Source organism: Agrobacterium sp. AGB01 (assembly GCF_014851585.1).
In the GTDB taxonomy this organism is placed as follows: Bacteria; Pseudomonadota; Alphaproteobacteria; order Rhizobiales; family Rhizobiaceae; genus Agrobacterium.
The window spans coordinates 286,766-305,728 of record NZ_JACVAB010000001.1 but is presented as its reverse complement, the minus strand read 5'-3'; the positions used below and the strand labels follow the sequence as shown (position 1 = coordinate 305,728).

Here is an 18,963-nt window from a genome sequence, read left to right as displayed (position 1 = left end):
TTCGGATGGATAATAATCCTCTCAAACGAAAAAGCCGAACGCTTCCAATCCTGATTTCCGTTGCATTGGCCTGTGCCGCGATTGGCACGCCGTTACTGTTGGCCAATGACAAACGGCACCTGCGCGCGCTGCTCGACTACTTCCAAATTGACTGGCTGCACCCAAAACCTCCTGTCTCAGTTGCGCCGGACCTAAAGACAGAGCGACCACAGGCCTCACAACTGCCGCCGATCCCGGCGCGGTTATTGCTGAACACACTCAACGATCTGCCTTCGGCTTTTGTGCGCCAGTTTCGTATTCCCGGTCAGAGCCTGTGCGATGTCTTTGCGCAGAGCGGTTTTATCATTGCCGGTAGCGGCTGGCAGGCCAGCCCCTATGACGCCAATACCTTTGAATGCCTTGCGGAAGAAATGCATGAGGCAACCGATGGCACCACCGACTTTGCCTCGTTTTTCCTGGATATAAAGGGTGCGGCTGACGGACGGGTCACGTCACTGCGTATGAAAATTGCCAGCCCTGCGACTGATGACGGCAAACGCATGCGTGAGCAGCTGGACAAGGCTTTGACGCTTGCTGCCCAGCAATTGCGCTGGACAGACCTGCCCCAGACCATTCCCACAGAAGACTATGATACCGACCATTTCGGCATGCGCGTTTCCATCAAACGGGAATTCAGCAATCAGGACCGCTACAATATTCTGATTGTGCCAACCGACCGGACGGCCGAGTTGAAGCGCACCCGCAACTTTTTTGATACGGCGCAATGGCTTGTCGCTGCGGCACCTGAACGGGACATGCCTTTCCGGCATCAACCCGCCCACAAGGCGGCACCGGGCTGACATTTACAACCCGGTTGTTTCGGTCGGTTTAACGATAGCCGGCGACCGCCAGCTTGCGCTGAATTCTGTCCAGATCGCCTGCACGCTGATCTTCCAAGGTTTCCTCCCACGCCAACGCTGTGCGGATGATCAGGTTCAGGTCATCGTAACGCGGCTGCCAACCGAGTTCAGTTTTGGCAACGGTTGAATCAGCCATCATGCTGGCGACATCACCTGGACGACGCTGGCAATAATTCACCTTGATCGTGCGGCCGTATTCCTGCTGGACTGCAGAAATAACGTCCATGACCGAATAGCCGTGGCCATAACCGCAATTGGCAACCAGGGGCTGGCCACCGGCGCGCAGATACTCCAGAGCGCGGATATGCGCATCGACCAGATCGTTGACATGAATATAGTCCCGCACACCCGTACCGTCATGCGTGTCATAGTCGACACCATAAACATCGACATGGTCACGTCTGCCGGTTGCTGCTTCACAGGCAACCTTGATAAGGTGTGTCGCACCTTCAGCCGACAGGCCGGTACGTCCCTTGATGTCAGCGCCTGCCACGTTGAAGTAACGCAGCGCTACATAACGCAGATCATGGGCGGCAGCGGCATCGCGCAGCATGATTTCCGACATCAGCTTGGAAAGGCCATACGGATTTTCAGGGCTGAGAATGGCGGTTTCTGCAACCGGGCCATCTGCATGCTGGTTGCCGTAGACAGCGGCAGTAGAAGAATAAACGATGTTCTTCACGCCATGCGCCAGCGCCGCGGACACCAACTTTCCGGTTTTGCTGGTGTTGTTCTCGTAATAGTCGAGCGGGCTGGAAATAGAATCCGGTACAATCACCGATCCTGCAAAATGCATGACCGTATCGATTTCGTTTTCAGAGAAGATCTGGTTCAGCAGTTCGCCATCGCCGACGTCGCCTAGGTAGAAACGAGCCTGTGGCGCGACAACCCAGCGAAAGCCGGTCGAAAGACGATCCAGAACGATGACGTCTTCGCCAGCATCCAGCAGTGCCCAGACCATATGGCTGCCGATATAACCAGCCCCACCCGTAACCAGAACAGACATTTGTGTGCTTCCCTGTTTCTTTTTGTTGGAAGCACAAAACCATTCAACTGTTCACTATTCATTACGTTACGGGTGCACCGGTAGAAAACGGCAAGTAATTCAAAAAACGTTACTTACAAGCCGTTTTCAAAACCGATAAAATTTTATTGGATCTCCTATCGGCTCAAAATATAGGACGACAGGCGGTCTGCGGCGTCGCGAATGTGGTCAGGATTGCGCAGGAAGCAGGCGCGCAGGAACAGTTCTCCACCCTTGCCAAACGCGGTTCCCGGAGCAAGGCCGACACCTGTTTTATCGACGATATCAAACGCCGCTTCACGGCTGTTGGTGACACCGTCAATTTTTAGGAATGCATAGAGTGCGCCATCCGGTTTCAGCGTTTCTACCCGGTTGGTAGCAATCAAAGCATCGCAGAGAATGTCGCGCGACAGTCGGGCGCGCTCATAGTTCTGCTGCACGAAACAATCCCCTTCGTCCAACGCGACTACTGCACCACGCTGCATGAATTGTGCAACGCCTGAGGTGGAATACTGAATGAGGTTTTCAATGACCTGTGCAATTTCTGGCGGCGCCACCACCCAGCCAACGCGCCATCCGGTCATCGACCAGTTCTTGGAGAAGGAATTGGCGAAGATGATGCGATCACCTTCGTCCATCACATCAAAGAACGATGGAGCGCGACCCTCGCCATAATAATATTGGGCGTAAATTTCGTCAGCAATGATCCACAGGCCATGTTTTCTGGCCAGCGCCAGAATATTGGTGAGGTCTTGATGGGTGGCGACCCATCCCGTCGGGTTGGACGGCGTGTTGATGAAAAGCGCTCGGGTTTTGGGCGTGATGGCGTCTGCAATTTTCTCGATGTCCAGCGACCACTTGCCATCGGCAAAATCGATGCCGACGCCAACGGCACTCGCGCCAGCAACACCGATGGCAGCGACGATATTCGGCCATGTCGGTGAGAGATAGATCATCTCGTCGCCGGGTGATGTCAGAGCCTGCACGGCAAGCGCGATGGCCTGCATGCCCGAACCGGTGACCAGAAAACTGTCCTGCGGCAAGGAAACGGAGAAGTGGCGCTGGTAATAACGCGAAAGCGCATCGCGCAATTCCGGAATACCACGCTGCCAGGTGTAGAAGGTTTCACCGGCATTTAATGCTGCTACGGTCGCATTGCTGATGAAATCAGGTGTTGGCAGATCACCTTCACCGGTCCACAAAGGCAACAGGCCGTCGCGGCCACGGGCATATTTGACGATTTCAATGATACCGCTCGCAGGCGCGGCGAGAGATCTGGCACTCAAGCTATTCAATAAAGGCATAAAGGACACACTCCGTTTGTCCTTTATTACGCAATCACCCTGCACTCTTCCATGGAAATTGCGTGAAGATCATATCGCATTTTGTGATGGGTCGAGAACCGGCCAGCCCTGCAACTGGCCGGTTCAAAAAATCGATGGACGCCTAGGCTGAAAAGATCAGCGCGTCTTGAGAAGATCGCGGATTTCCGACAGCAGCTTGATGTCTTCCGGTGGTGGTGCCGGTACAGCTTCTTGCGCTGCTTCCTTACGTTCCACACTGGCGCGGATCTTGTTTACGCCCTTGACCATCAGAAAGATGATCCAGGCAAGGATCAGGAAATTGATAGCGACAGTGAGAAAGCTACCATAGGCAAGAACCGCACCCTCAGCACGTGCGTCGGCAAGCGAAGTAGCCGATACATTTGAGCTCAGCGGTATGAAGTAGTTCGAGAAATCAAAGCCGCCGAAGATCGCACCGACAATCGGCATGACGAGGTCATTGACGACGGATTCAACGATCTTGTTGAAGGCCGCGCCGATGATGACGCCGACAGCAAGGTCCATGACGTTGCCTCTGGCGATAAAGGTTTTAAATTCATTGAGCATTCAAGATGTCCCCAGTTAGATCAGTCCAACGAACGCCAGACTGCTTCATAATAACATGCTAAACCAAAGTTTAAATGCTTCTCTATCTATGCGCGTGATTATCTGGCCAACGCCAAACCATTGACGACCAAAGAGTAATTTCCAACCCTGCACATTTGTCCTATGGTTTGCCTCGGAGGATCATGAAAGCCTGTCATTTTTGCCGGGCGATGGAGGACATGTGCTTCCCGGGTGGATTATTTTAGTTGCGGCATTTGCCTATATTCTGCTGTTGTTTGTTGTCGCCAGTCTTGGTGACCGCAACAGCCGCAGGACAAGTGTTTCCAAACGCGGCCGCCCGATCGTCTATGCGCTCAGCCTGGCGATTTATTGCACGTCCTGGACGTATTTCGGTGGTGTTGGACTCGCGGCGACCCACGGGTTGGAATTTCTGGCCATCTATATCGGTCCGGTGCTTGCCTTCACCATCGGCATGCCAGTTATCAGGCGTATCATCCAGCTGGCCAAGGCCGAGAAACTGACATCGGTTGCCGACTTTATCGCAGCGCGCTATGGCAAGAACTCAGCCGTCTCGATCATCGTGGCGTTGATTTCGCTGATCGGAGCCATTCCTTACATCGCGCTGCAGCTGAAGGCAGTTTCCAACTCCGTTGCCGCCATGGTCAACCCATCGGATTATGGCATTGGCAGCGGTAATCTCTACTTTCTCGACCTTGCCTTCATCGTCACCGTGTTGATGGCGGGTTTTGCGGTGATTTTCGGCACGCGCCACACCGATGCGACCGAACATCAGGACGGGCTTATCTTGGCCATTTCGATGGAATCGCTCGTCAAGCTTTTGGCCATCTGCACGGCCGGCATCTACGTCATATTTTTCCTGTTCGACGGGCCTGTACAGCTTTGGGAACTGACCCGGCAAAACGAGCAGGCCATGGCAGCGCTGACGTATCAGACGCCGATCAGCCGCTGGATCGTGCTGACCATGCTATCGTCCTTTGCGATCATCATGTTGCCGCGCCAGTTCCATGTCACCGTTGTCGAAAACCGTACCAGCGAAGAACTGCGCATGGCAGGCTTTCTGCTGCCGCTCTACCTCGTCGCCATCAATGTGTTTGTGCTGCCGATTGCCATGGCTGGTGTGATCACACTCGGCAATACTGGCGAGGCAGACCTGTATGTGTTGCAACTGCCGCTGACCGGACAAATGCCTGTTGTCACGCTGATCACATTCATCGGCGGGTTTTCTGCGGCCACCGCCATGGTCATCGTAGCGTCGGTCGCACTTTCCATCATGATTTCCAACGACATCGTGATGCCCATCTTCCTTCGCCACAAGCTGATGAGCCGCACCACGCACCGGGCCGATTTCGCCAAGACCCTGCTGAACATCCGCCGCACCGCCATTTTTGCCGTTCTATTGTTGGGATATGCCTATTACCGCGCTGCCGACAGCACCACCGGTCTCGCGTCGATCGGCCTTCTCGCCTTTGCAGCTATCGCGCAGATGGCGCCGTCGCTATTTGGTGGCCTGTTGTGGCGCAGAGCCAATGCGCGTGGCGCGATTGCCGGTCTGGTGTCAGGTTTTCTGGTTTGGGCCTACCTGCTGTTTTTGCCAAGCCTTGGCGGACCCGATTATTCACGGGTTGCGGCAAGCATTCTCGGTTTCGTTTTCCCTGGCCTGTCGCTGTTCAATCCGGAAAACCATGATCCGCTCGTCAACTCGGTTATCCTTAGCCTGATCGTCAACAGTCTGGCCTTTATCCTGGGCTCCCTGTCGCGCAATCCACGGCCGGTGGAACGCATTCAATCGGGTATCTTCGTTAAACGTCATTCCCGCTCGCAATTTGCGACACGTGGCTGGAAAACACGGGTCAGTGTTGGCGACCTTAAAAGTGCAGTGGCCCGTTATCTCGGCGAAGAGCGCATGCAGCGTTCACTGGCCACCTATGAAAAAACCGCCGGACGAAAGCTGGATGACGATCAGCCGGCCGATATGGCCCTTATCCATTTCTCCGAACAGTTGCTCGGTAGTGCCATCGGCTCGTCATCGGCACGGCTTGTGCTGTCGCTTATCCTGCAAAAGGCGGAAGATACCAATGCCGATACGGCCTGGTTGCTCGATCAGGCAAGCGAAGCGCTGCAGTATAATCAGGACATGCTGCAAACTGCGCTTGCGCAGATGGATCAGGGCATTGCGGTTTTTGACAGCTCGCACCAGCTGACCATTTGGAACAGGCGGTTCCGAACCCTGCTTGATCTGCCGGAACAGTTTGGTCGTGTTGGTCTGCCGCTTTCCGACATTGTCGCCATGTTGCAAGAACGCGGTGATGTTACTTCGCGGGATTCCGACCAGCTTATCGGCAACTTCCTGACGCTCGACATGCCATTTTCGATTGTCCTGTCGCAGAGTGGGCGGATTATCGAAGTGCGCTCCAATGCGATGCCGGACACCGGCATCGTTGCGACTTTCACCGATATTACCGAACGGGTGGCTGTCGACCGCGCCTTGCAGCAGGCCAATGAGACACTCGAACAGAGGGTGGCGGAGCGCACCAGCGAGTTGACGCGGGTGAATTGTGAACTCGCCGAAGCACGCGCCCTTGCCGATGAAGCCAATATTGGCAAAACCCGGTTCTTTGCGGCAGCCGGCCACGACATTCTGCAACCACTCAACGCCGCGCGGCTTTATTCCTCGGCACTGGTTGAACGCCTTGGCGTGTCCAATGACAGCACACTGGTGCAGAACATCGACTCGTCACTCGAATCCGTGGAAACAATCCTCGGCGCAGTTCTCGACATTTCCCGCCTTGATACCGGCGCCATGAAGCCCCGCTTTGCATCTGTGCCGCTCAATGATCTGCTGCGGCGTATCGAAACGGACTTCGCACCGATTGCCCGCGAAAAAAATCTGAAGCTGGTTGTCATGCCGACCTCGCTTTCCGTGCGCTCCGACCCGAACCTCCTGCGTCGCTTGGTGCAAAATCTTGTCTCTAACGCCATCAAATATACGCTGTCGGGCAAAGTACTCGTCGGTGTGCGCCGTGACGGGAACAATGTTGTGCTGCAGGTCATGGATTCCGGCATCGGCATTCCAGCCTCCAAGTTCCGCACTGTCTTCAAGGAGTTTGCACGCCTTGAGGAAGGCGCCAGAACGGCAACTGGGCTCGGGTTGGGGCTCTCTATCGTGGACCGCATTTCTCGCGTGCTGAACCACCCTGTGCAGCTGTCCTCGACGCTCAGTAAAGGCACGACCTTCCGTATCAGCCTGCCGCGTGACAAGTCCGAAAATATTAGCGTCAAAGCGCTACCAACCGGCAATGCCGGGGGCATGCATGAACCGCTGGTCGGTTTGCGGGTGCTGTGCATCGACAATGAACCGAAAATCCTTGAGGGCATGGCGCTACTGATCAGCGGCTGGGGCTGCGAGGTGCTGCAGGCCGATGCGATTTCCGCGCTTGATTTGTTGCCCGTGACATCACCACAGCCGCCAGACCTGATTATCGCCGACTATCATCTCGGCGATGGCAGTGGTGTTGGTGCCATCCTGCTTTTACGCGCACTCTATAAGGCAGACATCCCTGCCCTGCTGATCACGGCCGACCGCACGCCAGAGGTGCGCAACGAGGCCGAAAAACATAGCATCACCATTCAGCACAAGCCAGTGCGGCCTGCGGTGCTGCGCGCTTACATGACGCAGCTGTCAGCGCATATTCGTGCAGCAGCAGAATAAAGTCCTGGAAATACCCAACCAATAAAAATGCCCCGCAATTGCTTGCGGGGCATTTGTCATTTTGGCGATGTCTTCGAGTGGATCAGGCCACGCGTGCAAATTGCTCACGCGCGTGCGATTGCGATGCCTGTTCCATGCGGAACTGCTGCACAAGTGCCAGAAGCTCCTGCACCTCATTGGCCAGCATCTGGCTTGCAGCACTGGATTCTTCTGCCATGGCCGCGTTCTGCTGGGTCATCTGGTCCATCTGGTTGACGGAGCTGTTGACCTCATGCAGCGCAGAGGACTGGTCCTGCGCTGCTGTTGCGATGGTTTCAACGTGTTTGCTGACATCCACGATCTGCCCGCTGATCTCGGACAGAACTTCACCAGCCTGCTGCACCAGCAATGCGCCGGTCTCAACTTCATTGCTCGACTGGTTGATGAGACCCTTGATCTCACGCGCCGCATCGGCGGAACGCTGGGCGAGTTCCCGCACTTCCTGCGCCACGACCGCAAAGCCTTTACCAGCCTCGCCGGCGCGTGCTGCCTCAATACCCGCATTCAAGGCCAACAGGTTCGTCTGGAATGCGATATCGTCGATGACCTCGATGATCTGCTCGATCTTCTTGGAAGCGTCTTCGATACGGCCCATAGCGGCGACGGCATTGCTCACCACCGTGCCGGAACTATCTGCACTCTGGCGGGTGCGATTGACAGCCTGATTGGCTTCACGGGCGCGCTCAGCCGACGATTTGACCGTGATGGTGATTTCTTCGACAGCGGCTGCGGTCTGTTCCAGAGACGCTGCCTGCGATTCCGTGCGACGCGAAAGATCGTTTGAAGATTGCAGCATTTCGTCGCCGTTATGCTGAATGGTCAGCGTACGTTCGCGGATTTGCTGCAAGACGTTTTTCAAATGAGCGAGCGACGTGTTGAAGTCCATGCGCAGCTGATCAAGACGGCCCGAGAATGGCTTGTCAAGTGTGCGGGTCAGGTCACCTTGAGACAGGCGCGCCAGACCAGACGCAAGTTCGGTCACCGCAAATTCGATCTGCTGATCGAGTGTGCGCTTTTCATCATCGTTGCGGGCGCGTTCTTCATCAGCGGCAATCCGGTCTGCCTCACTGCGACCTTCGATAACCAGCTTCTCATGCGCGTTGGTGCGGAACACTTCCAGTGCTTCGGCAATATTGCCAAACTCATTGGATCGATCTGCATAGGGGATGACAGTATCGAGATTGCCGCTCGAAAGCGAATTGACGGCACCGGTGAGCACACCGAGGGGACGCAGTGCACGACGGATGACGAAGTAACCCAACAGGCCCACGGCGCCCATGACAAGCGCGCTGGAAAGCAGGATCATAGTCTGAAGCCCAGCCAGATGATCGAAGAATACTTGCATTGGAATACCGACAAACAGGATGCCGACCGGCGCGCCCGACTTGGATTTTACCGGGATGTAACCGGTCATGTATTCGCTGCCAAACAGGGTCGCCTTGCCAATGTAGACTTCACCCTTGCTGATTTTTGCATAGGCTTGGCTGTCGGTTGCCAGCTTGGTGCCGACGGCACGCTCGCCGTTTTCCTTCTTAACATTTGTAGACATGCGGACGAAATCTTCGCCCTGCTTCTGGAACACTGTGGAAACGCCACCGATGATCAGTGCCGTGCGATCCACCAGATCCGTATCACGCAATGTACCGATGCTGGCACGATCAACACTGACAAGGTTTCCATTATCGATGTTCAACGTGGCACCACCAACCTTCAGTTCATAGAGAACCGCCATGGCGCGGGCTGCACTGTTCGTCTGGATCTCTGCCGTCTCCATGACGTCTTCTTCGAGACTGACATAGGTCGAGACACCGATGGCCGCGATACCCAAAAGAACGAGGCAGGCTGTCAAAGCAATTATTTGCACTGCGACGGGTGCAGAAAGGAGCTTCTTCATCTCGGAGTTCCCCAATTTTTTACGATTGAAGCATCGTAAGGGGAAATCGTTAAAATTGAAAAAATTTCAAAAAATAACTAATCAGCTAATATTCAAGGCGACTTGATTAGGTGACAAATATCAATTTCTAATATTCAGCAATACTTCAAAACGCAGATAATACTACAATTAATGAATGTAGCCCATGCGAATTGCTTTGGCGATTGCTTGAATTCGATTGACTGAATCAAGCTTGATTGTCGCTGAGCCAAGATAGGCGTTGACCGTGTGAACGGACAGGCCAAGCTTAACGGCAATTTCTTCACTGATCTTGCCATCACCTGCCAATTGCAAGCAGGCAATTTCGCGCTCGCTTAAGGCTTCTGTCGGAGTCGACCGGCGCTCATCCAGCGCCAGAAGATCAATCATCACCTGACAGCACTTCAGGTGATGATCAATGGTCGTGCCGCAGTCGAGCTCGAGAGCCGTGCCGCAGAAGACAACCAGACCATTACCGATGTTGCCGAGTTTGATCGGCAGGGCCACACCTGCATAGGGCAGATCGGTATTGTCGGCCTGCTTCAACATCGGCACCATTTCAGGTGTTATGGAAATGCCCTTGCCCTGATCGGTAGACCAGATCAGTGGCAGCAGCGAGCCGTCAATATGCTCCAGGAGTGTGGTGCCGAGTGCCGAAACCAGGGCATTGGTCTGCTCGGCTGCGCCCATTCCCCAGTTCTCGAGTTCACACACCAGCTTGCGCTTGTTGGGAAAGCTTGAAATCGCAGCACGGAAGACGGCAAAATTTCTTGCCCCCATTTCCTTCTGCATACCAATCAACATTGGAAAAAGATCTGATCGATTGGACGTGCGGCTGACGCGGACAATCTGTACTCCGCCTTGCTCATCCGTGGTGGTGTCTCTCGAATAAGCCATCAATCAACCATCAAACAAGATTGTTACGAACCGCGTAAGCGATTGCTTCGGAGCGGGTTTTCGTCGCGGTTTTACGCATGACGCTAGTAATGTAGTTGTTGATTGTATTACGCGAAATGCCAAGAATAGTCGCCATTTCGTCACTGGTCTTGCCTTCGGCAATCCAGTAGAGGCATTCTAGTTCGCGCTCGGTCAGATCAATGTCACGCTCGACCTTGAGATCATAGCCAATACCGAAGCTGGCGCTATAGCCGCACAACAAGCCGACTTCACGCAAACGCTCCATGGAAGGCACTGTACCTTCTGGGAACATCAGCAGAAGTGCAAAGCGTATGTTGCCGACGCAGAACGTCATTGTGCAATACTGCCGGTCCGTACCTTTGGGGATGCATCCCTCATCGGGCAGGATATGCAGTTGCGGCTGAAGGAGCGAGAGGCACTTTTCCATCTCACTCACGCGCGCCTGGCTGGCAGCAAGCGTACCACCAATCTTCTTGACGAGATCGAATGGCCAGTTGGATGTGATGACGAAGCTTAGACCGTTCTCCTGAAACATATCCTCGCGGGCCAGCATATAATATGAAGCGCCCGCATAGGTGGCCAACACATCAAGAGAACCGGACATGTCCCCCCGTCCAGCTATCTCGCCCATCCAGCTGATGACTTGTACCCGCGATGAAGGTTGCACCGCTGGGTTCAGCGGTTTTACCGTCAGTCTGCGAATATCCACATCTGCCTTCAAGTGATGAGTTTCCTTTAGGAAGGCCAGACCGGCCGGAGATGCACGCATTGGTATCACCTCTGAGCCGCCCAAAAGCATTTTCAAATTTCAGCCTACGAATCACCTCATTCTAGGAGACGGTCAAGGAAATACCACTATCAGAATTTGGCATTTCCACTCCTTTCACCGGGCGACCTGGAACAGACCATGAATGCTGTACCAATCTGGCATTGGTGTTTCATGTCATGGCACAGATCTGGTTTGTGATCTTCTGGAATACCGCCGGAAACCGAGACATCCTCACATTTTTCAGGCGGTTTTGAAGTCTGCCCTGCGTAAGCGTGGCTGGCGTCAGACGATTCGTTGATAGGGATAAAGCGCATCTCCCCGGAAAAGTTCCTTCGCTCCTATCACTAATGTCCGGCAAAAACGCGGCTGACAGCTGTCAATTATCGAAACAAGGCCGGGGGAAACCCGGCCTTGTTATCAAGCGGCCTTTTCGATGGCCCATTTGCGGAGGATCTTGGCAGCTCTTTCTTCGCTGATCTCCACCATACGCGACAGGCGACGTTCTGGCCCTTCGCGTACCCGGCGGTTGAAGCCGCCGTTGGGATCTTCGCCAGACAGCAGGTCGTCTGCGCTGTCGAAGCCGAAGTCTGCACCAAAGCCTTCCATGAGACCACCACCGCCGCCGCCCATTGCTGGCGAGAAGTCTGGCAGTTCGAGGCCGGCTGCATCCTGTGCCAGTTCCGCGTTTGCCGCACCATTGCCCATGACAGAGCGGACAACCGGGCGAATTCCAAGCCACACGATGAGGAAAGCCACAGCGATGAAGGCGAAGGAGTTGATGATACCTGCAGAGTTGCGTGTTAGAACTTCCATAAAACTTGGACCGCTTGGTGCTTCATCAAGAAGCTGGCTTTCCAAGAAGGTCATGGCGGTCAGCGTTACATTGTCGCCACGGTCAGAGGAGATGCCTGCCGCAGAGGTAACGATCTTCTGCATCTCCGCGAGATAGGCGTCGATCTTGGCCTGGTCGACCGGTTCGCCAACCATACGGGCGATACGGTCCTTGTTGACCACGACAGCGACGGAGATTTTTTCGACCTGATAGCTGTTACGAACCGTGGCAATTGTCTTGCTGTTGATTTCGTAGTTGGTCTGCTCTTCCTTCTTGTCGGATTCGTCAGACGATTCAGGACCACCGCTACCACCTTGTGGGGCCGCCTGCGGCACGTTCTGTTCAACCGTGGCTGCCGTGTCAGGGGTACGTTCCTGAGACTTCTGTGCTTCCTTGATCGTTCTGACCGAACGCTCGACACGTGATTCAGGATCGTAGACGGTTTCCTGAATTTGCTGGCTGTCGGTGTTCAGCTGTGCAGTCACGCTGGAGCGGAAGTTGTCCATGCCAAGGAACGGTGCGAGCGCCTTGTCAATGTTGGTTTCAATTTCCTGCTGTACGGACTGCACAAGTGTCAGCGAACGGCTCATAGCGCCGTTGGCAGCATCGTCGCCGGAGGCCAGAAGCTGACCGGTCGAGTCGAGGATGGTGACATCATCAACCTCAAGTCCAGGAACTGCCGATGCGACGAGGTGGCGAATAGAAGCCGCAGCCTTGCGACCTGCTGTCGCGCTGGCCCGGATCATAACGGAAGCCGTCGGCTTCTGTTCGCCACGGCGGAAGTTACCCACATCAGGCATAACGATGTGAACGCGTGCCGCAGTGATGCCGTTGATCTGTTGGATGGAGCGGCTGATTTCGCCTTCAAGAACGCGAACGCGGGTTACTTCCTGCATGAAGGAGGTAAGACCAAGCGAACCGACATTGTCGAAAAGCTCATAACCGGCATTGGCGCTGTTTGGCAAGCCGCGTTCGGCAAGCAGTACGCGTGCGCGGCTGGTCATACCAACCGGCACCTGGATGCTTGTGCCGTCGGAGCCGACTTCAAACTGGAAGTTGGATTCGGCAAGCGCAAGGCTGATCTTGTTCAGGTCGGCATTTTCGAGGCCGACATAAAGTGTTTCGTAAGCTGGCTTATTAACGTAAACAGCCGCCGCAATGACCAAGACCATGGAGACGATACCAACGCCACCAAGGAGCAACAAGCGCGTTTGGCCTAGCGCTGCAATATTTCTTAAGACCTGAGGGACTTGATTTAACAGATTCATTCTGTTCCGCACCGTCATTCATGGAGTCATAGACCGAATAGTCCTAGTGGCAACCTAGAAGACGAAGCTTGCGCGAGCGTTTCGCGCAGTGCGGTTTGTCAAATTGATGCTATTGGGGCTTTCACACCGCCGGATTAGAACAGGTCGACGTCTCCGGAAACCTTGTCCAGCGGCTGCGAATGGCCGTGACGTAAGCCGGTGCCCAGCGCCTTCTGCATTTCGGCAAGCTTCACCAGGCTGAGCGCCGTGGTGACGTCGATCACCCACTCGGTTGGAATGGTACCGGTAATCGTGTCGATAAATTCCGCCAGGCCACGGGTTTTCTGGACCGCAAGGTCAATGCCCTGCAGCAGTTTCAGACCATCTTCGGAGATGGCGCCATCGGCCATTTCAAGCAATTGGGGTTCGATACGCTCGATCAGATAGGCAACGTCATGAAGTTCACTCACAACGCGCATCAAGACATCGGGCAGAGCTTCTTCCAATGGTGCCACCCGTGAATGCTCGGCAATATACATAAAAAACCCCGTTACTAGAAAAACTCGATATCGTTGGCCACCGGCTTGGGCGCCGGCTGCGGTCGGGCTTCCAAAGCGACGGTTTTTTGCGCTTCCGCACCGGTAAGCGGATGTTGGCGGGCCCGTCCGGAAACAGGCCAGTACTCAACCTTGCGACCATGATCCCCGCCCGTTGAGGAACTGATCACCGGTATGCCTTCATCCTTCAGAAACTGCATGGCAAACAATGCGTTCTGCTCACCGACATTGGAGAAGCTGGCAATGGTTTTTGCGCCGCCAAAGATCTTGGCTTCAAGCCTGTCCCTCCGCGCACCCTGCTTGAGCAGGCCGTTGATCAGCAACTCCATAAGATGGACACCGTAACGGGTGGCATCCCCGCCGCTCACTCCCCCCGTACCCGGCAAAAGGAAGTGGTTCATGCCGCCGACACCGGCGACAGGATCTCTCATACACGCAGCCACGCACGAACCCAGGATCGTCGTCAGAACCACATCGGGATCCTTGATGACCTTGTATTCTCCTTGAATGATATGCACGCGCTTGGCTGCAGCTTCCATCATTTAAGCGATCCGAACACGGCTTCGATAGCAGCCTTCATTTTTTCGATGGAGAAAGGCTTGGCCAGCACGTTGTTGGCACCCAGCTGTGCAGCCTTCTGTACCAGCGCGCGGTCACCCTGCGCCGTCAGAATGATGAAGGCAGCCTTCTTCGTGTTCGGGTTGGTGCGCACAGCCTGCAGGAAACCCAGACCGTCCATCTTCGGCATATTGAAGTCGGAGATAACCAGGTGGTGAGGTTGCTGCTCCATAATCTTCATTCCCTGCTCACCGTCACCGGCGGACGTGATCTGCTTGAAACCAAGCTGGGTCAGCGCGTCACTCAGCAACAGTCGGCTGGTTACCTGATCATCAACGATCAGAACTTTGATTTTCTCTGCGATAGACATTATTCAGAACCTTCTTTCCGGGCAGCAGTTAACTTCAAAATTTCCTCGCCAATCGCGGTTAACGGCAGCTGTTGCTCGACGGCACCCAGTTCGTAGGCCACTCTTGGCATTCCATATACGACACATGTCTTTTCATTCTGTCCGACGGTGCGCGCGCCGGCATGCCTCATTTTCAAAAGGCCTGCCGCACCATCACGCCCCATGCCGGTAAGGATGACACCTACTGCATTTCGGCCTGCCAGTTCGGCAACAGAATCAAAAAGCACATCGACCGATGGGCGGTGACCGTTTACCGGCTCCCGCTCCAACAACCTGCAACTTGGCGCAGAGTGATTGACAACTTGCAAATGCCGCTCCCCACCGGGCGCTAGGTAAATTTTACCAATCTGCAATCGCGCGCCATCCGTTGCCTCTTCCACCACCGGTGCACACAGGCGGTTAAGCCGTTCTGCAAAGCTCTTGGTAAAGGTCGGCGGCATATGTTGGGTGATAACGGTCGGTGGGCAATTGGCCGGAAATTTCTGCAAGACAGTAATGAGAGCTTCCACTCCGCCGGTCGAAGAACCGATTGCCACGATCTTGCGACCACCGCGATAATCATTCACGGACATGGCCTTGGGTGGTGCTGGCCGCTCGGCAACCGGTGCAGGCGCGGTGCGATAGCTGACAAGTTGAGACCGTGCGGCAGCCTTCACCTTTTCGGCAAGATCGCCAAACGGATTGCGATCGCCAGGTGCTGGTTTGCCCACACAGTCAAAAGCACCGATTTCCAGCGCGGTCAGAGATGCATTTGCACCATGATGCGTTAGCGTAGACACCATGATCACCGGCATTGGTCTCAGGCGCATGATCTTTTCGAGGAATTCGAGGCCATTCATATCTGGCATCTCGATATCAAGTGTCACAACATCAGGATTAAGTTGCTTGATTGCCGCACGCGCTTCCATGGCATCGCCAGCCTGACCCACGACCTGAACGTCCGGGTCAGCCTTCAAGACAGCCGTGATCAATCCGCGCATGGTCGGAGAATCATCGACAACGAGAACTCTGGCTGGAGCACCCATTATTTCCTCCCCTTTCCGATGTAGCGGTAGGTGGTGATGCCGATATTATCGAACACATTTTTAGCGTCGCCAGACACGCGCTCGGAATGACCGATGTAAAGATGTCCGCCCTCAGGAAACAGACCGGCAAAACGGTTCCAGATTTTCATCTGGGTCGGCTCATCAAAATAGATCACGACGTTGCGGCAGAATATGATGTCGAAATTTCCCTTGAAGGGCCACTGCGTCATCAAATTAAGCTCGTTGAAGGTGATCAGACGTTTTACCTTGTCGCTGATCTGGTACTTTTTACGACCACCAGCATCAACCTCGGTAAACCACTGCTTGCGCATGGATGCAGAGACCGTCTCAAGCGCCGTTTCATCGTAAACACCAGCGCGCGCCAGTGCGAGAATCTTCGGGTCGATATCGGTTGCCAGGATCTTGAAGTCGTAATCCGTGACATTGGGGAACATCGCCAGAACCGTCAGCGCAATCGAATAAGGCTCCTGCCCGTCGGAGCAGGCAGCCGACCATATACGAACGCGCCCACCGGCTTTCGCACGGTTGATCAGACCTGGCAGTACTTCGTCACGCAGGTGATCAAAGTGATGGTTTTCGCGGAAAAAACGCGTGAAATTGGTCGTCAGATGCGACAGCATTTCACGACGCGGCTGCGCTCCCTCTGGAGAGGCGACAAGCGCGCAATATTCCTTGAACCCACTCAAGCCAAGATTGCGGATATGCTTCGACAGGCGAGAATAGACAAGCGATGCTTTGGAATCGTTGAGATAAATCCCTGCATCGGCGTAAATCATCGCCGCAATATCCGTCAGATCGCGCCTTGTCAGCGGATATTCTCCGCTGGCAAGCACTTCATCAGGCGACTGTCGTTGATCGTTCAACTTGAGCGACGTCATTCATCACCGCTTTCAACCGGTTGCAGCAAGAGACATCTCTTGCTTCAGGGACTGGCCACGCGATGCGCCAACTACGGCATCGACGTCGAGAATAAGAGCAACGCGACCGTCGCCGAGAATGGTTGCAGCAGCAATGCCCGGAACGTGGGTGTAGTTTGCCTCAAGCGACTTGATAACCACCTGGCGCTGGCCTTGGATCGCATCGACCATCAGGGCGCGCTGGCCGCCACCTTCAGATTCCACCAAGAGAGCAACACCTTCGACCGGGTTTGCCTGGGTTGCGCGGAAGTTGAGGATACGACCAACATCCACCAGTGGGCAGAAGCTGTTGCGGATCGAGATCAGACGCTGGTTGGCACCGAACGAATGGATGCTCTGCGCTTCCGGCTGTAGTGTTTCGACAATCGCCGTCAAAGGTACAACGAGCGTCTGCCCGGCAACCGTGACCACCATGCCGTCGAGAACGGCCAGTGTCAGCGGAAGGCTCATGGTAAAGGTAGAACCAAGACCCGGACGCGAGGTGATGCTGATACGACCGCCAAGCGCCTGAATGGAGCGCTTGACAACGTCCATGCCCACACCACGACCCGAGATATCGGAAATCTTGTCGGCGGTGGAGAAGCCTGGCATGAAGATCAGGTTGTCGATCTCTTCGTCCGAAAGGTTTGCGTCAGCGGCAATCAGATCGTTGTCGATCGCCTTCTGGCGAACGCGCTCGCGGTTGATACCGGCGCCATCGTCCTGCAGTTCGATTAGAATGCGGCCCGAACGGTGCTTCGCAGACAGCTTGACAGTACCCTCAGGGTTCTTGCCAGCGGCTTCGCGCTTTTCTGGTGTCTCAATACCGTGGTCGACGGCATTGCGGATCATGTGGGTCAGCGGCTCGGCCAGCTTGTCGATAACCGTCTTGTCCACTTCGGTGTTTTCACCTTCGGTAATAAGACGGATTTGTTTGCCGATCATGTCGGCAACTTCGCGGACGATACGCGACATGCGCTGGAACACAGGCTTAACCGGCTGCGCGCGGATAGCCATAACGCTATCCTGAATTTCGCGGGTCAGTTGCTGAAGTTCTTCCAGCCCCATGTTGACAGCCGAGGTGCCGGTCGTGTCGTTCTCGATCACGCTCTGCGACAACATCGCCTGATTGATGACAAGCTCGCCAACCAGGTTGATGAGGCGGTCAACGCGATCAAGGTCAACGCGGATTGTCTGGCCAGCACTGGCGTTTGCAGCAGCAGCAGCGTTGGCAGGAGCAGCCGCTTCCTTGGCAACTTCTTTCTTTTCAACTGCGGCAGAGACTTTTCTCAAGACGTCGCTTGCAGCACCAGCGGTTGAAACGGCATCGTCAGCAGCAGACAGTACGGCAGGCTCTTCAATAACCTCTTCATCCAGGATAGAAAGGTCGAAAGGAACAGGCACCATTGGCAGCTCTTCAGCCGTGGCTTCCGGCTCCGGAGACGTGATTTCGAGATCACAATCCCACTCTGCAAACTCGAACACGCTGCGAACATCTTCCGCGCTCTTGTCGGTCTTTACGGTGATGGTCCAGGAAAAATAGGCTGCTTCCGGATCGATATCTTCCAACGACGGCAACGTGGACATGTCGCAGTTGATGCCCATTTCGCCAAGACGCGAAAGGTCGCGCAACAGCAAAGCCGCCTCATTTCCCTTGGAGTAGAGCGATGCCTTTGGCTTGAACACGACATTGTATACCGACGGCTCCATGAGCGGCGTGATATCGTCTTCAAAATCACTGAAGGAGAATGCGACGGGCTGGAAACCGCTTTCATCGGTTGGTGCGGGTGCATCTGCAACTTTTGGCGCAGCAGCTTCCGGCGCACTGGACGCGCTTGGCATTTCACCATTCGCAAGTGCTTCAAGTTCTTTAACCAGACCACGGGTGCGGGTTGCCTCAACCTGACCACCATCGCGCGCTGCGTTGGTCAAATCGGCCAGAACGTCTGCCGACTTCAGCATGACCTTCAAGACGTCCTGATTGGGCTCAAGCTTGTTCGAACGCACGCAATCAAGCGTGGTTTCGAACACGTGGGCGAAGGCAACCAGATCGTCCAGACCAAATGCGCCTGCGCCACCCTTGATGGAATGAACGGCTCGGAAAACGGCATTGACTGTCTCGGGATCACGATCGCCGTCGTTCAGCTTCAAAAGACCTGATTCCAGTTCGGCGAGCTGTTCCTCGCATTCCTGGAAGAAGATTTCTTTGATTTCGTTCATATCCATTGTGAAAAATCC

Annotated in this window: 15 protein-coding genes; 2 read left to right on the top strand and 13 right to left on the bottom strand. The window is 54.8% G+C overall.

Annotated features, from left to right (window positions below):
• Positions 1-5: 5 nt before the first annotated feature.
• Complete coding sequence (locus IB237_RS01425; protein ID WP_192486834.1) at positions 6-839, top strand: DUF6030 family protein; 834 nt, start codon at positions 6-8, stop codon at positions 837-839.
• A 28-nt stretch (positions 840-867) separates the two neighbouring features.
• On the opposite strand, the gene galE is transcribed toward IB237_RS01425, so the two are convergent.
• The 3 genes from galE to mscL form a co-directional block, all read right to left on the bottom strand.
• Complete coding sequence (gene galE / locus IB237_RS01420) at positions 868-1,905, bottom strand: UDP-glucose 4-epimerase GalE (protein WP_192486833.1); 1,038 nt, start codon at positions 1,903-1,905, stop codon at positions 868-870.
• Between the two features lie 155 nt (positions 1,906-2,060).
• Complete coding sequence (locus tag IB237_RS01415; RefSeq protein WP_192486832.1) at positions 2,061-3,227, bottom strand: pyridoxal phosphate-dependent aminotransferase; 1,167 nt, start codon at positions 3,225-3,227, stop codon at positions 2,061-2,063.
• Positions 3,228-3,383: 156 nt separating this feature from the next.
• Positions 3,384-3,812: a large conductance mechanosensitive channel protein MscL gene (gene mscL / locus IB237_RS01410; RefSeq protein ID WP_192486831.1), complete on the bottom strand. Its 429-nt coding sequence runs from the start codon at positions 3,810-3,812 to the stop codon at positions 3,384-3,386.
• 220 nt (positions 3,813-4,032) lie between these two features.
• Here mscL and IB237_RS01405 point away from each other — a divergent pair, with 220 nt between their 5' ends.
• Positions 4,033-7,542, top strand: a complete 3,510-nt coding sequence (locus IB237_RS01405; protein ID WP_192486830.1) for a PAS-domain containing protein — start codon at positions 4,033-4,035, stop codon at positions 7,540-7,542.
• An 82-nt stretch (positions 7,543-7,624) separates the two neighbouring features.
• Here the strand turns inward: IB237_RS01405 and IB237_RS01400 are convergent, their stop codons facing one another.
• From IB237_RS01400 to IB237_RS01355, 10 genes are all read right to left on the bottom strand, one after another.
• Complete coding sequence (locus IB237_RS01400; protein ID WP_192486829.1) at positions 7,625-9,475, bottom strand: methyl-accepting chemotaxis protein; 1,851 nt, start codon at positions 9,473-9,475, stop codon at positions 7,625-7,627.
• Positions 9,476-9,643: 168 nt separating this feature from the next.
• Positions 9,644-10,390, bottom strand: coding sequence for a transcriptional regulator VisR (visR, locus tag IB237_RS01395; RefSeq protein ID WP_192486828.1), 747 nt, complete (start codon positions 10,388-10,390; stop codon positions 9,644-9,646).
• 10 nt (positions 10,391-10,400) lie between these two features.
• Positions 10,401-11,180, bottom strand: coding sequence for a transcriptional regulator VisN (gene visN / locus IB237_RS01390; RefSeq protein ID WP_192486827.1), 780 nt, complete (start codon positions 11,178-11,180; stop codon positions 10,401-10,403).
• A gap of 417 nt (positions 11,181-11,597) precedes the next feature.
• Positions 11,598-13,280, bottom strand: a complete 1,683-nt coding sequence (fliF, locus tag IB237_RS01385; protein ID WP_192486826.1) for a flagellar basal-body MS-ring/collar protein FliF — start codon at positions 13,278-13,280, stop codon at positions 11,598-11,600.
• A 134-nt stretch (positions 13,281-13,414) separates the two neighbouring features.
• Positions 13,415-13,798 (bottom strand): hypothetical protein, encoded by a 384-nt coding sequence (locus IB237_RS01380; RefSeq protein WP_192486825.1) that lies wholly within the window; start codon positions 13,796-13,798, stop codon positions 13,415-13,417.
• 14 nt (positions 13,799-13,812) lie between these two features.
• Positions 13,813-14,358 (bottom strand): chemoreceptor glutamine deamidase CheD, encoded by a 546-nt coding sequence (gene cheD / locus IB237_RS01375; RefSeq protein ID WP_192486824.1) that lies wholly within the window; start codon positions 14,356-14,358, stop codon positions 13,813-13,815.
• Positions 14,355-14,744: a response regulator gene (locus IB237_RS01370; RefSeq protein WP_192486823.1), complete on the bottom strand. Its 390-nt coding sequence runs from the start codon at positions 14,742-14,744 to the stop codon at positions 14,355-14,357. The genes cheD and IB237_RS01370 overlap by 4 nt, the downstream gene beginning before the upstream one ends.
• The gene (gene cheB, locus IB237_RS01365) at positions 14,744-15,808 is read right to left on the bottom strand and encodes a protein-glutamate O-methylesterase CheB (protein ID WP_192486822.1); all 1,065 of its coding nucleotides are present in this window, start codon (positions 15,806-15,808) and stop codon (positions 14,744-14,746) included. The genes IB237_RS01370 and cheB overlap by 1 nt, the downstream gene beginning before the upstream one ends.
• Positions 15,808-16,707 carry a protein-glutamate O-methyltransferase CheR gene (cheR, locus tag IB237_RS01360; protein WP_192486821.1) on the bottom strand — a complete coding sequence of 300 codons (900 nt, stop codon included), beginning with the start codon at positions 16,705-16,707 and terminating at the stop codon, positions 15,808-15,810. The genes cheB and cheR overlap by 1 nt, the downstream gene beginning before the upstream one ends.
• 12 nt (positions 16,708-16,719) lie before the next feature.
• Positions 16,720-18,951: a chemotaxis protein CheA gene (locus tag IB237_RS01355; protein WP_192486820.1), complete on the bottom strand. Its 2,232-nt coding sequence runs from the start codon at positions 18,949-18,951 to the stop codon at positions 16,720-16,722.
• Between the last annotated feature and the right edge of the window lie 12 nt (positions 18,952-18,963).

What these genes read in the sequence shown, in the direction of transcription:
- IB237_RS01355 (WP_192486820.1), bottom strand. Translation starts at nt 18,951, where the DNA reads ATGGATATGAACGAAATCAAAGAAATCTTCTTCCAGGAATGCGAGGAA.
- visN (WP_192486827.1), bottom strand. Translation starts at nt 11,180, where the DNA reads ATGCGTGCATCTCCGGCCGGTCTGGCCTTCCTAAAGGAAACTCATCAC.
- mscL (WP_192486831.1), bottom strand. Translation starts at nt 3,812, where the DNA reads ATGCTCAATGAATTTAAAACCTTTATCGCCAGAGGCAACGTCATGGAC.
- fliF (WP_192486826.1), bottom strand. Translation starts at nt 13,280, where the DNA reads ATGAATCTGTTAAATCAAGTCCCTCAGGTCTTAAGAAATATTGCAGCG.
- visR (WP_192486828.1), bottom strand. Translation starts at nt 10,390, where the DNA reads ATGGCTTATTCGAGAGACACCACCACGGATGAGCAAGGCGGAGTACAG.
- cheD (WP_192486824.1), bottom strand. Translation starts at nt 14,358, where the DNA reads ATGATGGAAGCTGCAGCCAAGCGCGTGCATATCATTCAAGGAGAATAC.
- IB237_RS01370 (WP_192486823.1), bottom strand. Translation starts at nt 14,744, where the DNA reads ATGTCTATCGCAGAGAAAATCAAAGTTCTGATCGTTGATGATCAGGTA.
- IB237_RS01400 (WP_192486829.1), bottom strand. Translation starts at nt 9,475, where the DNA reads ATGAAGAAGCTCCTTTCTGCACCCGTCGCAGTGCAAATAATTGCTTTG.
- galE (WP_192486833.1), bottom strand. Translation starts at nt 1,905, where the DNA reads ATGTCTGTTCTGGTTACGGGTGGGGCTGGTTATATCGGCAGCCATATG.
- IB237_RS01380 (WP_192486825.1), bottom strand. Translation starts at nt 13,798, where the DNA reads ATGTATATTGCCGAGCATTCACGGGTGGCACCATTGGAAGAAGCTCTG.
- IB237_RS01415 (WP_192486832.1), bottom strand. Translation starts at nt 3,227, where the DNA reads ATGCCTTTATTGAATAGCTTGAGTGCCAGATCTCTCGCCGCGCCTGCG.
- cheR (WP_192486821.1), bottom strand. Translation starts at nt 16,707, where the DNA reads ATGACGTCGCTCAAGTTGAACGATCAACGACAGTCGCCTGATGAAGTG.
- IB237_RS01425 (WP_192486834.1), top strand. Translation starts at nt 6, where the DNA reads ATGGATAATAATCCTCTCAAACGAAAAAGCCGAACGCTTCCAATCCTG.
- cheB (WP_192486822.1), bottom strand. Translation starts at nt 15,808, where the DNA reads ATGGGTGCTCCAGCCAGAGTTCTCGTTGTCGATGATTCTCCGACCATG.